The organism is Pseudoflavonifractor sp. HNCC25GI2, assembly GCF_058136395.1.
Genome location: NZ_JBYUOW010000001.1, coordinates 441,624 through 457,437, shown reverse-complemented (window position 1 = coordinate 457,437; position 15,814 = coordinate 441,624). Strand labels below are relative to the sequence as shown.

Here is a 15,814-nt window from a genome sequence, read left to right as displayed (position 1 = left end):
TTTTTTACAGTCCGGTTTTCAGATGCTGCATAAGTACGGCGGCAATGTTTTCGCAGGAGGCCTGAATCTTCACCGCTCCGATTTCCTGGGCTACGCCGGGCATTCCGTACACCACGCAGGACTCCTTGTCCTGTCCGATGGTGTAAGCGCCGGCCTTGCGCATCTCCAGAAGGCCGCTGGCGCCGTCCCGGCCCATGCCGGTCATGATGATGCCCACCATGTGGCACTTGACCTGGGCGGCCATGGAGGTGAACAGGGCGTCCACCGAGGGGCGGTGGCCGCTGACCTTTTCTCCGGGCTGGCAGGCCAGCGTGTACCGGCTGCCCATACGCACCACCCGCGCCTGGAGGTCGGCGGGGGCCACCAGAGCCAGGCCGCGGCGGATCTCATCTCCGTTTTTGGCTTCCCGCACCTCCATGGCGCACAGCCGGTTGAGGCGCTGGGCGTACATGGCGGTGAAGCCGGGGGGCATGTGCTGGACGATGACCATGCCGGGAATGTCGGCGGGCAGTCGCTTCATGACCTCCAGCGTGGCCTCCGTGCCGCCGGTGGAGGCGCCCAGTCCGATGATGGTGTGGTCCAGATCCACACCGCCGCTCCGGCCCAGCGCCGAGGGGGCGGGAACGGGGGCGGAAGCCTGGGCGGGACGCCGCCGGGGGAGCACCTTGGCACAGGAGGCCACCACAATTTTTTGGGACAGGGAGCGGAAGAAAGCGTCCCGGCTCTCCGTTCCGTCGGGCTTGCGGACAAAGTCCACCGCGCCGGCGGCCAGGGCGTCAAAGACCCGCAGATTCAGGCTGGAGACCAGAATGACGGGCAGGGGATACTCGGGCAGAAGCTGCCCCAGAAAATCAATGCCGTTGGTGCCGGGCATCTCCACGTCCAGGGTCATGACCTCAGGCTTGAGACGGAGGATCTTGGCCTTGGCGTCCAGGGCATTGATGGCGTAGCCCACCACCTGGATGTTGGGGTAGGCGGACAGCCCCTTGGTCAAAAAAGCGCGGGCCACGGCGGAGTCATCCACCACCAGGACCCGGATTTTACGTTGCGGAGGTAACATGTGTTTGCTTCGCTCCTTCCTGCGGGCGGGATGGGGCGCTGTTCTTGCGGTAGACGGCGGGAGCCACCATGCGGAACAAGGGCGTCTGCCCCAGGGACTCCGAGTGGCTGATAAACAGATAGGCGTTGGGGGTCATCGCGTCATAAAAACGGCGGACCAGCGCGTCCCGTGTGCTCTGATCGAAGTATATCATGACATTCCGGCAGAAAATGACGTCAAATTTCAGCTTGAACTGGATGGGATCCATCAGGTTGAAGGTGCGGAAGATGACGTTGTTCCGGATGTCGGGCGCCACCGCGTATTCACCGGGGGTTGCCTTGCTGGGGACAAAGTAGCGCCGCAGCCACTCCGGAGGCATGTCGGCCGGCGGCTGATAGACGCCCGCCTTGGCCTTGGCCATGGCCTGCTGGGAGATGTCGGTGGCCAGGATCCGGGTGTCCCACTCGCCGGCATGGGGCCCGAAGTACTCCTTGAGGTAGATGGACAGGGTGTAGGGCTCCTCCCCGCTGGAACAGCCGGCGCTCCAGATGGACAGCACCTTGTCCCGGCGGTGGCGCTGCTCCAGCTCGGGCAGTATCGTGTTGCGGAAGAAGGTGAAGTGGTCCTTTTCCCGGAGGAAGTAGGTGTAATTGGTGGTCAGCTTGTTGAGCACCAGCTCCAAGTCCTGGGGGTCCTTGCTGGTGAACAGGTGCTCCAGAAAGGACTTGAAGTCCGGATAGCCCCTGGCCTTCAGGGAGTGGGAGAGGCGGCTGGTAATGAGCTGCCGCTTCTTGCTCAGGTCAATGCCGTAATTTTTGTGAATGAATTGGACCAGACGCTGAAAGTCCGCGTCCGTGATGACCAAATCGTGAAACATCATGTCCATGACTGACAGCCTCCTCAGGCGTGCTCCAGAAGCCGGGCGCAGTCAAAGGCCAGCATGGTCTGCCCGTCCTCCAGAGAGCACATGCCGCACACCAGCTCGTTGGAGCGGCGGGGCGGGACGGGCAGCAGGGTGGAGACATCCAGATCCACCATCTTCTGCACCTGGTCCACCAGAATGCCCACCTGGGTGTCCTCCGCCTGGAGAATCATCATGCAGTTGCTCTGACAGGCCTCGCCGCCCAGCAGGCGCCGTATGTCCACGATGGGGAGGATCTGTCCCCGGAGGTTGATGATTCCGCTGATGTAGCCGGGAACCAGGGGCAGCTTGGTCACGGTGTGGCCGGTGATGATCTCCACCACCGCCTCCGCCGGTACGCCGAACAGAAGTCCGTCCGACTGAAACAGCAGGTACTTTTCCGTCTGAGCCGCAGGGGCTTCCTCCCCGGCGGAGTCAGCCTGGTCCCGCATAAAAACGTCCTCTTGAGTCATGTTCCATCTCTCCTTTACTGGGCGTAGGCGAACAGGTTGGACACATCCAGAATGATGCTGATGTTGCCGTCGCCCAGAATGGTGCAGCCCGCGATGCCGCTGGCTTTAATGTTGAAGCGGTTGAGGTAGGAGGGCAGAGGCTTTACCACCACCTGCTGCTCTCCCAGCAGCTCGTCCACAAAGAGGCAGTAGGAGTGCTCGCCGGCCTCCAGCCAGATGAGAATGCCGTCGTCAATCCGGGTGGCGCCGCCCTCCATCTGATACAGATCCCGCATGCGGATGACGGGGTAGAAATTGCCCAGGCACTTGAACATCTCGCCGCCGGAGGCGTCCCGGACCAGGTCGGCCTCGGAGATCCGGAAGGACTGGCGGATGTTGTGGATGGGGATGGTGAAGATAGAGCCGCCCACCGACACCTCCATCCCGTCCATGATGGCCATGGTCAGGGGAATTTTCAGAGTGGTGGTCATGCCCTTGCCCGGTTCGCTGGAGATGGAGACGGTGCCGCCCACCTCCTCCACGTTTTTCTTCACCACGTCCATGCCCACGCCGCGGCCGGAATATTCGGTGACCTCGGTGTTGGTGGAGAAGCCGGGGGCCATGAGGAAGTTCAGAATTTCCTTGTGGGTGTACTCTGTGTCGGGCTGGGCCAGACCGTTGCGGATGGCCTTGTTCAGCACCGCGTCGTAGTTGACGCCCTGGCCGTCATCGGAGATCTCAATGATGACCTCGCTGCCGGTGTGCCGGGCGGAGAGGACAATCTCACCCACCGGGTCCTTGCCGGCGGCAATGCGCTCCTCCGCGGTCTCTTCAATGCCGTGGTCCATGGAGTTGCGGACGATGTGCATGATAGGGTCGCCGATGCTGTCCACAATGGTCTTGTCCACCTCGGTGTCCTCGCCCACCAGGGTGAGGCGGGCCTGCTTGCCCAGCTTCTTGCACATATCCCGGACGATGCGGTTCATCTTCTGGAAGGTGCCGGACACGGAGACCATGCGCAGGGACATGGACACGTCCTGCAGCTCGTCTGTGAGCTTGCGCAGCTGCCGGGCCGACTTGGTGAAGGCGTCCAGCTTCAGCCCCTTCAGGTCGGGAGAGGCGGTGACCATGGACTCGGTGATGACAATCTCGCCCACCACGGCGGCCAGCTGGTCCAGCTTGTTCAGGTTGACGCTGATGAGGCTCTCCTTGTGGTGAGACCCGGCGCTCTCGCTCTTCTTGGCCGCGGGGGCACTGGACGCGGGCTTGGCGGCCGGCTTAGGCTCGGGAGCCGGAGCAGCGGCAGGGGCCGCGGGCTGAGGAGCAGCCTGAGGTGCAGGCTGGGGCTCGGGCTGAGGAGCCGGCTGATCCACCGCCTGATAGGAGCGCACCGAGCCGGAGGCGGTGACGGCGTGAATGGCGGCGTCCCGGTCGGCCTGGTTGCGGAAGGAGAGCAGGAAGCCCGACTCCACAATCTGATCGGCGGTGGCGGGGTCGGAGTCCACCCCCTGGGGCTCGTAGGTGAAGTCGCCCTCCGCACACAGGTCCTTCACCGAGGAGACCAGCATGAAGGCCCGCAGGTTCTCCATGCCGCAGCCCTCGTCAAAAAAGACCTGCAGGCCGTAGGGGAAACCGGCGGGAGCGGCGGGGACGCCGGCCGGGGCTGCGGCGGGTGCGCCGGCCTCGGGGGCGGGCTGCTGGCCGCCGGAGTGAATTTCATCGATCAGTCTATTAACTTTTTGGAGCAGGGTGTCGATATTTTCAGTGAGGGGCTGTTCATTTTCAATGTGCTCCAGCTCCTGCCGGAAAAAGTCGATGGTCTGAAACAGTAAATCAAACAGCTCAGGCCGCAGCTGCTCCGGGACCACATCCATACCCTTGTCCCGGATGATGGCAAAGAGGTCCTCTGCCCGGTGGGCGATGGTCATAAGGGAGTTATATTCCATCATGGCCGAGGAGCCTTTAATGGTGTGCATGATTCGGAAGATGGTGTTGATGTCCTCCTCAGAGAAGCTGTCCTGCTGTTCGGCGGCCAGGACGATGCTGTCCAGCTGCTCAAGCAGGGTGTTGGTCTCATACAAAAAGGCATCTAAAATGCTGTCGCTGCCGGTACTCATAAGCGGCACGCTCCTTCCTTGGCGTTTGACTTCTGATTGTTTATCGACCGAAATTTCCGAGAAATTAAGAGCAGTTGTTAAAATATCCGGGGGTGCGGAGGGGGAAACCCTCCCAGGCTCCCGTGTCTAGGTAAGAGGTGGAGGGAACTATGGCAGACCTTTTGGGCGCGGCAAACCGCGTCCCGGGCTATGACAGCGCCAACAACAACCGAACCCAGCTGACGCCCAGCCGGGCGGGCGATCCCCAGGTACAGAACGTCCCGGATCCCACCCGGGTGGGGCGGGCGGACGGCCGCAGCGACCAGCAGGGGGCGAACGACGCCCTGCAGTCGGACGTGCTGCGCTATGATTCCAATTTTCAGACCTTCCTGGAGCAGCTGAGGCAGACGCCGGAGCTGGCTCAGGTGATGAGCAAGGCCGTGCTGCTGCTGAAGGGGATGGCGTCCACGCCGGGGCTGCAGGAGGGCATTGCCAAGGAGATGGCCCAGCTGCTGGAGATGCTGCAGATGGACGAGGAGAGCTTCCGGAAGCTGTTCATGGAGCAGGTCCGCGGCGGCAACCGGTTCTCCGGGGCGCTCTTTTCCCTGCTGCGCCAGGCTTACCGCCAGCTGCCCGGCGAGCATGCCCGGCAGGCCATTCTGGAGTTTGCCCGCCGGTACAGCGACTACTCCTCCACCGGGCACATCGGCAAGAGCATGCTCACCCTGCTCAAGCAGATGCCTGACTACCTGCCCCAGAGCTGGCGGGGCCAGCTGGAGCAGCTGACCGCCCGGCTGGAAAACGGCCTGCAGGCCGGGGCGAGGGAGGAGAATGTGGCGCTGCTGCAGCAGGAGATCATCCCCTATCTGGGCCGCTATGTGGAGCGCGCCCACGACCTGGGTCCCCTGCGCGCCCTGCTCAACCTGCTGGTGCTGAACACCGCCCGCTACGAAGACGGAGCGGAGGGCCCGCTGCTGCAGGCCTTCCGGCAGCTGGAGGGGTACAGCGAGCTGCTCAGCGGCCTCAACAAGTTGGACGACGCGGCCATTTTGAAGCTGCTGCGGGAAAACGAGTTCTCCCGGGCGGACAGTACCTTTGCCGACGGGCTGGCCCATACCGCCAATCAGGCGCTGAAGGGGGCCTTCGGCCAGGAGGCCAGGGAATCCTTCGCGGAGATTGTGCGCTCGCTGCTGGTCCATGAGAGCGTCTATATGCCCCTCAACCACATGATGTTCCCGGTGGAGTGGAACGGAAAAATGATGTATTCCGAGCTGTGGGTGGATCCGGACGCGGAGGACGGACCGGACAAGCAGGGGCGCGGAGAGGAGAAGGTGCAGTTCCTGTTCAAGCTGGACCTGGAGTCCCTGGGCTTTCTGGAGATCACCCTGGCGGCCCGGGAGGATCAGGTGGAGCTGCACATCTACGGACCGGACGCGGTGTCCAGCCACAGCGGGATCATCGCCCAGGACATGCAGACCATTCTGGCCCGGCACCAGCTGTCGGGAAGCAGCATTCAGGTATCCAGGCTGGAGACGCCGCTGGCGCTGACCCAGGTGTTTCCAAATCTGTTTGAAGGGAAGCGTGGCGTCAATGTCAAAGTCTGAAACGGCCGCCCGCCCCGCCAAGCGGGCTGCGGCACTGCAGTACCGTCCGGGGGACGGCGCGCCGGTCATTGTGGCCTCGGGCATGGGGCATCTGGCGGAAAAAATGGTAGAGGTGGCCGAGGACAGCGGCGTGCCGGTGTATGAGGACACCTCTCTGGCCACTGTACTGACCCAGATGGAGCTGGGCCGGGAGATCCCGGAGGAGCTCTATCAGGCGGTGGTGGATATTTACCTCTACTTTTTGAATTTCGACCCCAAGGATCCGGAGAAGTTCCGCCGCGCCCGCCAGGAACAGGCGGAGTAACGGGGAAAGGAGCACAGGTATGGCCTATAAATACTTGATTCTGGACAGCAGAGGAAATGCTGTGGCCCACGGTACCTCGGAGTACTCCCCCCAGGGCCACCAGTGGCAGATGGTCATCGACGACGGTGATCTGGAGGAGGTGGCAAAGCACACCTACATCAGTCTGGTGGGCAATTCCGACGCGGTGCCCGCCATGGAGGGGAAGATTGTCCGCCGGCAGGGCAACGTGGTGGTGCTGGAGCCCGTGCGTCCCCTGGGACAGGCCCTGCGGAAAAATCTGCGTATTCCCGTGCGCTTTGTCAGCTACATCTATCCCCGGTCGGGCAGCTGGAAGGGGCGGGTCCCCATTGTCAGCAACGATCTCAGCTGCGGCGGACTGGCCTTTTTCTGCCCCAGACCGCTGGAGGTGGGGGAGCGGGTCCAGGTGGTCGTTCCGGTCACCGCCCAGCCCCTGCTGCTGGACATGGAGATCCTCCGGTGCAGCACAGGCCCGGGGGAGGAGTGCCTGTACGCCGCCAAATTTGTCTCCCTCCTGCGGGAGGAGGAGAGCATGGTGCGGGAGGCCGTATTCAGCCTGCAGCTGAGAAAAAACTGAGCCCGGTTCGCCGGGGCGTAAGGATTGCGAATGTATGGAAAGGACGAGAGATACATGACAGGGTGGAGAGAACGCATCAAACGGCTGCGGAGCCGGACCTGCGCCGGACTTCTGGTGCTGGTCCTGGCCGCGGCCATGACTACGGCGGCAGGTGCCGCCTCCTACATGCAGCCCTACCTGGACAAGGTGGTGCAGTGGGGCATTATGCGGGGCGACATTGCGGGCAACCTCAATGAGAACAACTACATCACCCGGGCGGAATTTTCCACCATGATTAACCGGGCCTTCGGCTACACCAAGACGGGGGCCACCCCTTTCCGGGACGTGCCCTCCACGGCCTGGTATGCCCAGGACGTGGGCATTGCCTACCAGGCAGGCTATATTGCGGGCACCTCCGCCACCACCTTTTCCCCCAACAGCAATGTGACCCGGGAACAGGCGGCGGTCATTCTGTCCCGGATTCTGATGCTCCAGCCGGAGGTGGGGGAGAACACCCTCTTCACCGACAGCCGCAGCATGGCCAACTGGAGCCGGGGCTACATCGCCGCCGCCGCCCGCTACGGCGTGATCAGCGGCTACCCCGACGGACGCTTCGGCCCGGGGGACAACCTCACCCGGGGCCAGGCCGCCATTCTGCTGGTCAATGCCCTGGGCATCCCGCTGCAGAAGGCGGGGGACTACACCCTGGGCAACGTATGGGGCAACGTGACCATCACCGCTTCGGGTATCACCCTGCGGAATACGGTGGTGGGCGGAAACCTGTATATCACGGACGGCGTGGACCTGGGCCATGTGACCCTGGAGAACGTCACGGTGCTGGGCGACATTGTCATCAGCGGCGGCGGCGCCAGCGAGGGCGGCGCGGACAGCGTGATTCTCCGGAATGTCACCGCCCCCCGTATGATTGTGGATAATACCACCAACCACTTCCTCTCTCTGAAGGTGGAGGGCGACGGCCAGATTGACGAGGCCTTTGTCCGCACCAACACCTACCTGGCGGACAACACCGCCGACGGCTGCGGCATCGCCCGCATCAACCTGGACGGGGAGGAGGGCCTGTCCCTCACTCTGGCCGGCAACGTCAAGGAGGTAATTAACACTACCCCCAAGTCCACCCTGTCCCTGGCCAGCGGCCAGGCGGACACCATCACTGTGGATGAGGCGGCGGAGGGATCCACCCTGAACATTGCCGCCGGCGCCCGGGTGGAGAACGTGAACCTGGATACGGGCATCAAAGTGACCGGCAGCGGCGACATCGCCAACCTCACCGTCAACGCCAACGGCAGCACCGTGTCCATGCTGCCCGACCAGATTACCATCCGGCCCGGCATTACCGCCAACATCAACGGACAGAATATGGACAGCGCGGCTGCGGCGGAGTCCTCCGCCGATCCCCGGCTCTATGCCGGGTATCCCCAGATTGAGGACCTGGCCCCCAACAGCGCCACCGCTTCCTTCAGTGCCAACAAGCAGGGGACGGTCTACTGGGCCGTGACCGCCGTCACCGACGGCTCCGTGTCGGCGGAGGACCTCATCAATCCCTCCTCCTATGCCCCCAAGATTGTGAAGAGCGGCACGGTGAACCTGACCGGAGCGGGAAAAGTGGGAAGCGCCAAGGTGAGCGGTCTGACCTCCGACGGGTCCTACTACCTCTCCGCCGTCTTCGTGGACGCCCGGGAGAAGCGCAGCCCTCTGAAGGTCATCTCCTTTACCACCCCGGACAACACCAAGCCCGCCTTTGCCTCGGGCTATCCCTACATGTCCAAGATCACCTACAACTCCGCCCAGGTCACCGCCATGGCCACCAAGACCTGCCGGATGTACTACGCTGTGCTGCCCAAGGGGGCCAGCGCCCCCACCGCCCAGGACTTCAAGGCCAACGCAGTCACCGGAAATCTGGGCTTTGGCTCCATGGATGTGCTGAAAAATACGACCTATACCTTTAAGGTCAACTCCGTCCCCCTGGACGAGCTGGCCAGCTATGATCTCTACCTGTGGCTCACCGATGTGGATGGGGCCCAGAGCTCGGCGGTGAAGAAGCTGAGCTTTACCACGGTGGACGGAACGCCTCCGGTCTTCAACACCGAGCCCACCGTCAACAGCGTGAAGGAGACCTCGGTGGGGCTGTACGCCAACCTCAATGAGGCGGGCACACTCTACTGGGTCATCGTGAAGGAGGGCACCACCTACCCCAAGCCCCTGGCGGGCCAGAGCGGCGAGGTGGACCTGTCCAGCGACACCGCCAAGCTCCAGGTCATGGCGGGTATGAACGCCCTGAAGAGCGGAAAGGTGAGCATGACGGCGAACAAGGACGTCTCCTTCAACCTCAGCGGACTGGACAAGGAGGCCTCCTATGACCTCTACTATGTGGCCCAGGACAAGGCGGGCAACTACTCCGCCTCGGTGGGCAAGCTGACCATCCATACTCTGGACAACACGGCCCCCTCCGTCACCCAGGAGTTCACCAAGTATAACGGCACCGACACCGGCACCCCTCTGCCGGAGAGCGACGTGCGCCTGGTGTTCAGCGAGGCGGTGCAGACCGTGGGCACCTATACGCCCCTGGCGGATCTCTACCAGAAGGTGACCGACGCGGAGAGCGAGAGCGACAAGGACGCCGCCCGCACCGCCCTGGCCAACGCCCTCAACAACGCCATCTACCTCTACCAGCAGCCCACCGGCAGCCAGCCGGTGCGCATTGAGAGCGCCAGCGACGCGGACAAGAAGAGCGGCAACTGGGTCATCGACTACCGTTACGCGGAGATCACCCTGGAGGAGGGCAAGACCGTGGTCACCCTCCCCAACGGCACTGCCGTCAATCTGAAGAGCGGCGCCACCTACTACTTTGAGATCCAGGCCAACAGCCTTGCGGATACCTCCACGGCGGTGAACGTCATGGGCCGCACCCAGCTGGATCCCTTCACCACTGTCTTTGCCCTGGTGAATCTGTCGGCGCTCAACGAGACCAGCATCCAGGTGGACGGCAGCCCGGTCACCACCGATTTGAGCTGGCGGCTCACCCCGGTCTCCACCGACAAGGTGGACGCCTCCATCGACTGGGACATGCTCATCTGGTCGGACACCAGCGTGGAGTTCACCCTCTATGCCCGGCAGACGGGCGGCAGTGAGAGCGGGACCTGGAAGAAGGTGGGCACCGGCAAAATTGATGTGCCGGACAGCGCCCAGGGCTATCTGGGCACCAGCCTGACCCGGAACTTCCTGCAGAACGGGACCAACAACCCGGATTTCAACCCCCTCAACCAGCTGTCTCCCAATGTGTCCTACGAGTACGCCATTGCCTTCACCAAGGTGGCCGGCCTCTCCGACCGGAACACCTGGAGCCAGCGCATCAACATGAAGATTTACATGGCGGCGGGCGGCAACAACGGCCTGGGCACCCTGTCCATGGACGTGACGGAGAGCAGCTGGACCACGGCCCAGAAGGAGGACGGCGTGACCGACATCGGCCAGCCCAAGGAGTTCTCCCTGCGCAAGCAGTTCACCGACCAGCAGGCGCCCACCTTCGTGGGGGATTACCCCCTGTTTGAGGCGGGAGACTCGGCGGTGAACATGTCCCTGCAGCTGGACCGGAACGGCACCATCTACTATGTGATTGCCCCGCTGGGCGATATCGGTACCAAGGATACTGAGGGCCATTCCTACGGCAACAACGAGACGGGCATCCAAAACTGGGAGACCTATCTCCCCGACAGCGGAAAAGCCACTGACAGTGCGGGCAAGCCCAATCCTCCGCTGCCCACCCTCACCGACCCGGACTATCTGAACATTGTCAACGCCAGCAGCAACTACCGCAGCGGCAAGATCAAGTACGGAACCCTGTCCGGAGGGGCCAGCACCATCGAGGAGCTGGTGCAGGGCCTGCAGCCTGAGACCCGGTACATCGCCTACTTTGTCCTTCAGGGTACCTCCCAGACCTACTCCTCGGTGCTGGCATACCGCTTTGAGACCACCGCGGTCAATAAGCCGGTGATCAGCCTGGAGGCGGATCCCCCCTCGGTCCACTTTGAGACGGATATCTCCGCGGATCTGACCTATGCCCTGGTGGCCAACAACCAGATCCCCAGTGCCTGGCGCACCTCCAACGGCTTTGACAAATACGTGGCTACCGACGCGGGAAGCGCCACCAACCAGGAGTGGGAGGCCTACAAGAAGACGCTGGGCAGCGACACCGACCGGACCATCATCTGGGCGCTGTGCACCAAGTACGGCTCCGAGGGGTACAGCGTGTTTGATACCTTCGCAAACGCCAGCATCCGGGAGAGCGTAGCCAACTTTATCAGCGGCAACTCCGGCCAGGGCAGCCAGGCCTCCACCCGCGGCGGGCTGACGCTGAGCCAGGCCAACAACTACACCGACTCCAAGAACTTTACCGCCAACATGACCGGCGACACTATCTACTACTGTCTGGCCATGGCGTACAGCCCCCTGGGCTCTGAGACCTCCTTCTCCGGCGTCAACGGAGTGTTCCTGCCTGACCAGACGCCGCCCACCTTCAAGACGGTGGATACGGTGATTACCAACACCTCCGGCATAGCCAATCCGGTGTACTCCGGCAGGGTGACCATCACCTTTGACGAGCCCATTTACCAGCTGGTGAAGACGTCCAGCGGCCTGGAGCAGACCCCCATGGCTGTGTGGCAGACCAACACCACGCTGAGCGCGGAGGAGCAGAAGAGCGCCGTGCGCCTCATTGACGTGCTGGCCACCAGTATCAGCAAGAACAGCCTGGGCTATGTGAACGAGGTAAAGCGCGCCTCCAATTCCTTTACACTGACCTTTGATAAGATCTCCATCGGAGATACCATTACCTTCTTCTCCGACAGCTCCATCAGCGATCAGTACAGCAACAGCATGGGCAGCCTGACCTTCAAGCTTGTGGAGGCGCCCATCGGAAACATCCCCAACAGCTCGGTGGTGCAGTTCCAGCTGCAGGGATAACGAGAGACGCAATGCAATCACAGAAGAGAGGGCGGGCAGTCCCTGCCCGCCCTCTCCGTTTATTGCCTCAGAAGGAGGAATATTGGATGAATTACACCATGAGAAGCCGCCTGCTGTCCCTGGTGCTGACCCTGGCGCTGCTGCTGTCTCTGGTTCCGGCCGCGCTGGCGGCGGAGCCGGGGGAGGCGGAGGGCGGCGTCACCCTGGAGCGCGTGACGCTCAGCCAGGAGACACTGACCCTGACCGTGGGGCAGTCCCCCACGCTTACCGCCACCCTTCATATGTCCGACGGCAGCACGACCACCACACTGCCAGAGGGCTATACTGCCGCCTGGGCAGTGGAGAAGGACCGGGATGAGGTGAGTGTAACGCCGGACAGCGGCAGTCTGACTGCGGTGGTGAAGGCGCTGAAGCTGGCGGATACCGATGAGGAGGACGACCCCATTGTTGTCTCCGTCACGGTAACGCCCAAGGACGCGGCGGTGGGGCAGACGGCCTCCTGCCAGGTGACGGTCATTCCCGACGAGCCCGAGGGTGTGATGGTGACCCCTGAGACGCTGGAGCTCTCCCCCACGGAGACCGCCCTCAACCACACCGGCCAGCTCACCGCCCGGGTGACCCCTGCGGGGGTCAGCTCCAGCGTGGCCTGGTCCAGCGGGGACAAGAGCGTGGCCACCGTCAGCGACTCCGGCCTGGTGACCGCCGTGGCCACCGGCGAGACCACCGTTACGGCCACCAGTGATACCGGATTGCAGGACAGCTGCACGGTGACGGTCCAGGGTGTGCTGCTGGACAAGGACCAGAAGCAGACCCTCACCGGGGACGGCCTGCGGGTAGGGGACAACTTCTCCCTGGAGTGCAAAATCTACGGAGAAGCCCTGGAGGGCCGGGACGTTGTCTGGGCCAGTGACAAAACGGATATTATCAAGGTGGACAGAGGCTATCTCTACGCCGTGGCGGAGGGAACGGCCACCGTCACGGTGAAGGTGAGCGGCACCTCCTACACCGACAGCGTCACCATTACGGTGGAAAAGGCCACCGCCGACGTCATTCATGCTTCGGCCAAGACCGGAAGCCCGCTGAGCTTCTCCACACTGGTGTCGGATCTGAAGGCTGAGAGTACCTCGGTGCTGCGCCAGAGCCTGAGCTATGTCAGCGGCCTGTCGGTGGACACCAGCCAGGGCACCCTCTATTACCGTTACGCCTCGGAAGGGGACACGGGCACGGGCGTGGGTACCGGGGAGAGCTACTATGTCTCGCCCGGTACCGGACAGTTGGACCTGGCCCAGGTTACCTTCGTGCCCAAGGCGGACTTTGAGGGAACGGCGGTCATTCACTACACGGGCTATGCCTCGGGCAGTGCGTTTTTCCAGGGCACCATTGAGGTCTCGGTGGCGCTGGAGCAGGACGTGACCTATTCCGCCGCCGGGGGAAAGGCGGTGCAGTTCAGTGCCGCCGACTTCAACCTGATCTGCCTCGACCGTACGGGGCGGGATCTGAGCTATGTCACCTTCTCTCTGCCGGACAGCAGCCGGGGTACCCTCTACTATAACTATCTCTCCGCCCAGAATCCGGGTACCGCCGTGTCTGTCACCGGGCAGTACAAATACACAGGCAGCCCAAATCTGGGGGATGTGTATTTTCTTCCCACGTCTGGTACCTCCGGCGAGGTGGTGTTCCCCTACACTGCCTGGGATGTGAACGGAACCTCCTACCGGGGGCGGGTGACCATCCAGGTGACCGCGGCGGCTGCCTCGGGAGACATCACCTATTCCATCTCTCAAAACGGGCGGGTCACCTTTGACGACGCTGAGTTCAACAGCCTCTCCCGCAACCTGACCGGCTACAATCTGGAACGGGTGCGCTTTACCCTGCCTCCCGCCTCCCAGGGGACGCTGTACTACGGCTACACCTCCTCGGGCAGCTACTCCTCCACGGTTTCGGAGAGCCGGGACTACTACCGCTCCTCCTACCCCTATCTGGACAGCGTCACCTTTGTGGCCAAGGAGGGATACACCGGCACCGTGTCCATTCCCTTCACTGCCTGGGATACCAACGACAACCGTTTCTACGGCGAGGTGGGCATTTCCGTCTCCGCTCAGGGCAGCGGCACTCTGCACTACGCCGTGTTCCAGGGCGGTAAGATCACCTTTGACGATGCCGACTTCAACGACCTGTCGGTGAAGCTGACGGGCAGCAGCCTGCGGTATGTGCGCTTCACTCTGCCCGCCTCTTCCCGGGGTACCTTATATTATAAGTACACCTCCTCCGGCAGCTATGACAGCAAGGTCTCCGAGACCCGCAGCTATTACCGTTCCTCCTCCCCCTACCTGGACGACGTGACCTTTGTGGCCTCCTCGTCCTATACGGGCACCGTGTCCATCCCCTTCACCGGCTGGAGCACCGGGGATGAGAGCTTCTCCGGCACGGTGGAGATTGACGTGAGCAGCGCCCCGGATCCCCTGACCTACCAGGTGGCGGGCGGGAGCGTACTCACCTTTGACGAGGACGACTTCAACGACTACTGCCGTCTGGCCACCGGGGAGTCCCTCAATTATGTGCGCTTTACCCTGCCTGCCTCCTCACGGGGAACGCTGTATTATAACTACCGCTCCTCGGGCAGCTACGACAGCAAGGTAACCGCCTCCCGCAGCTATTACCGCTCCTCCTCTCCCTACCTGGAGAAGGTGAGCTTTGTGCCGAACGGCAGCTATGCGGGGACCTTCTCCCTGTCCTTTACCGGCTGGAGCACCGGCGGGCGGCAGTTCTCCGGAACGGCCACCATCACCGTGACCCAGGGACAGGCTGGAACCATCTCCTATTCCACCGCTTACCGGCCGGTGACCTTCCGGGCATCGGATTTCACCGCGGCCTGCTCCCAGCGGGGACGGGGGACGCTGGTGTCGGTGAAGTTTACCGGGGCGGATTCCATCCAGGGCGGACGGCTCTACTACCGCTACGGCGGGGTTCAGTCCGCCAGCAGCGAGGTGCGCACCGGGACGCTGTATTACCCCTCTGCCTCCCCCAGCCTCTCCGAAGTGTCCTTTGTCCCCTGGGTGGGCTATCAGGGCACCGTCTCCCTGACCTACACGGCCACCGATTCCAAAGGGGATACCTACCAGGGAACGGTGCGCATCCAGGTGACCCCCAATACCACCTCCAATTACTTTACCGATATGGGCAGCTACGGCTGGGCCACGGCGGCGGTGGACTTCCTGTATGAGAACAAGGTGGTCAGCGGGACCGGCTCGGGGAAGTATTCCCCCAGTGACCCCATTACCCGGGGCAACTTCCTGGTGATGCTGGACCAGGCTTTCGGCTTCCCCAGTGCCAGCGGGCACGCCTTCTCTGATGTGCCGGACAGCGCCTACTATGCCCAGGCCATCCAGCGGGGCTATGCCCTGGGGGTGGTGTCGGGCTACCCCGATGGCACCTTCCATCCCAATGAAGCTGTTACCCGGGAGGCGGCAGCCGCCATGCTCTACCAGGCCATGCGGGCCTCGGGCTGGAGCATCGGCTCTCCCAATGAGAGCGCCCTGTACGGATTCTCCGACTGGCAGAGCGTGTCCGCCTACGCCAGAGGCCCCATGTCGGTACTGGTTCAGAACGGACTGCTTTCCGGTGACGACAAGGGGCGGCTCCTGCCGGGGCAGACCATGACCCGGGCGGAAATGGCAGTGGTTCTGGCCAGAACCCTGACACTTTAAGAAGAGAATTGCGGCAATGAGGCCGGAGCGCAGATGAGCGTTCCGGCCTTGTTTTATGTGGAAAACAGTCCAATTTTTTCCAAGAACTGTGCGGCGCTGAGCGGTGTGTTTGAAATAATAGTAATTTCGGAGGAATACACAGAAAAAAGAAGGAGAA

Annotated in this window: 9 protein-coding genes; 5 read left to right on the top strand and 4 right to left on the bottom strand. The window is 62.7% G+C overall.

The window, feature by feature from the left end; translation table 11 throughout:
- Positions 1-4: 4 nt before the first annotated feature.
- From AC3YUO_RS02160 to AC3YUO_RS02145, 4 genes are read right to left on the bottom strand one after another with little or no spacing between them, the layout of a single operon-like run.
- Positions 5-1,060 (bottom strand): protein-glutamate methylesterase/protein-glutamine glutaminase, encoded by a 1,056-nt coding sequence (locus AC3YUO_RS02160; RefSeq protein ID WP_489961395.1) that lies wholly within the window; start codon positions 1,058-1,060, stop codon positions 5-7.
- The gene (locus AC3YUO_RS02155) at positions 1,041-1,925 is read right to left on the bottom strand and encodes a CheR family methyltransferase (RefSeq protein WP_489961394.1); all 885 of its coding nucleotides are present in this window, start codon (positions 1,923-1,925) and stop codon (positions 1,041-1,043) included. Before AC3YUO_RS02155 ends, AC3YUO_RS02160 begins: the two co-directional genes overlap by 20 nt.
- Positions 1,926-1,939: 14 nt before the next feature.
- Positions 1,940-2,413 (bottom strand): chemotaxis protein CheW, encoded by a 474-nt coding sequence (locus AC3YUO_RS02150; RefSeq protein ID WP_489961393.1) that lies wholly within the window; start codon positions 2,411-2,413, stop codon positions 1,940-1,942.
- A 14-nt stretch (positions 2,414-2,427) separates the two neighbouring features.
- Complete coding sequence (locus tag AC3YUO_RS02145) at positions 2,428-4,509, bottom strand: chemotaxis protein CheA (RefSeq protein ID WP_489961392.1); 2,082 nt, start codon at positions 4,507-4,509, stop codon at positions 2,428-2,430.
- Positions 4,510-4,658: 149 nt separating this feature from the next.
- On the opposite strand from AC3YUO_RS02145, the gene AC3YUO_RS02140 reads away from it, so the two are divergent.
- The 5 genes from AC3YUO_RS02140 (at position 4,659) to AC3YUO_RS02120 (ending at position 15,657) form a co-directional block, all read left to right on the top strand.
- Positions 4,659-6,092 (top strand): hypothetical protein, encoded by a 1,434-nt coding sequence (locus tag AC3YUO_RS02140; protein ID WP_489961391.1) that lies wholly within the window; start codon positions 4,659-4,661, stop codon positions 6,090-6,092.
- Entirely contained in the window at positions 6,079-6,396 is a 318-nt protein-coding gene (locus AC3YUO_RS02135; protein ID WP_489961390.1) for an EscU/YscU/HrcU family type III secretion system export apparatus switch protein, read from the top strand. Before AC3YUO_RS02140 ends, AC3YUO_RS02135 begins: the two co-directional genes overlap by 14 nt.
- 19 nt (positions 6,397-6,415) lie before the next feature.
- Positions 6,416-6,991: a PilZ domain-containing protein gene (locus tag AC3YUO_RS02130; RefSeq protein WP_489961389.1), complete on the top strand. Its 576-nt coding sequence runs from the start codon at positions 6,416-6,418 to the stop codon at positions 6,989-6,991.
- Positions 6,992-7,045: 54 nt separating this feature from the next.
- A complete protein-coding gene (locus tag AC3YUO_RS02125) occupies positions 7,046-11,950 on the top strand; it encodes an S-layer homology domain-containing protein (protein ID WP_489961388.1) in 4,905 nt (1,634 codons plus the stop codon).
- Positions 11,951-12,036: 86 nt separating this feature from the next.
- Entirely contained in the window at positions 12,037-15,657 is a 3,621-nt protein-coding gene (locus tag AC3YUO_RS02120) for an S-layer homology domain-containing protein (RefSeq protein WP_489961387.1), read from the top strand.
- The last annotated feature ends 157 nt before the right edge of the window (positions 15,658-15,814 follow it).

Bases quoted from the DNA above. Each gene is read 5' to 3' on its own strand.
- AC3YUO_RS02160 (WP_489961395.1), bottom strand. From the start codon at position 1,060: ATGTTACCTCCGCAACGTAAAATCCGGGTCCTGGTGGTGGATGACTCC.
- AC3YUO_RS02155 (WP_489961394.1), bottom strand. From the start codon at position 1,925: ATGGACATGATGTTTCACGATTTGGTCATCACGGACGCGGACTTTCAG.
- AC3YUO_RS02150 (WP_489961393.1), bottom strand. From the start codon at position 2,413: ATGACTCAAGAGGACGTTTTTATGCGGGACCAGGCTGACTCCGCCGGG.
- AC3YUO_RS02145 (WP_489961392.1), bottom strand. From the start codon at position 4,509: ATGAGTACCGGCAGCGACAGCATTTTAGATGCCTTTTTGTATGAGACC.
- AC3YUO_RS02140 (WP_489961391.1), top strand. From the start codon at position 4,659: ATGGCAGACCTTTTGGGCGCGGCAAACCGCGTCCCGGGCTATGACAGC.
- AC3YUO_RS02135 (WP_489961390.1), top strand. From the start codon at position 6,079: ATGTCAAAGTCTGAAACGGCCGCCCGCCCCGCCAAGCGGGCTGCGGCA.
- AC3YUO_RS02130 (WP_489961389.1), top strand. From the start codon at position 6,416: ATGGCCTATAAATACTTGATTCTGGACAGCAGAGGAAATGCTGTGGCC.
- AC3YUO_RS02125 (WP_489961388.1), top strand. From the start codon at position 7,046: ATGACAGGGTGGAGAGAACGCATCAAACGGCTGCGGAGCCGGACCTGC.
- AC3YUO_RS02120 (WP_489961387.1), top strand. From the start codon at position 12,037: ATGAATTACACCATGAGAAGCCGCCTGCTGTCCCTGGTGCTGACCCTG.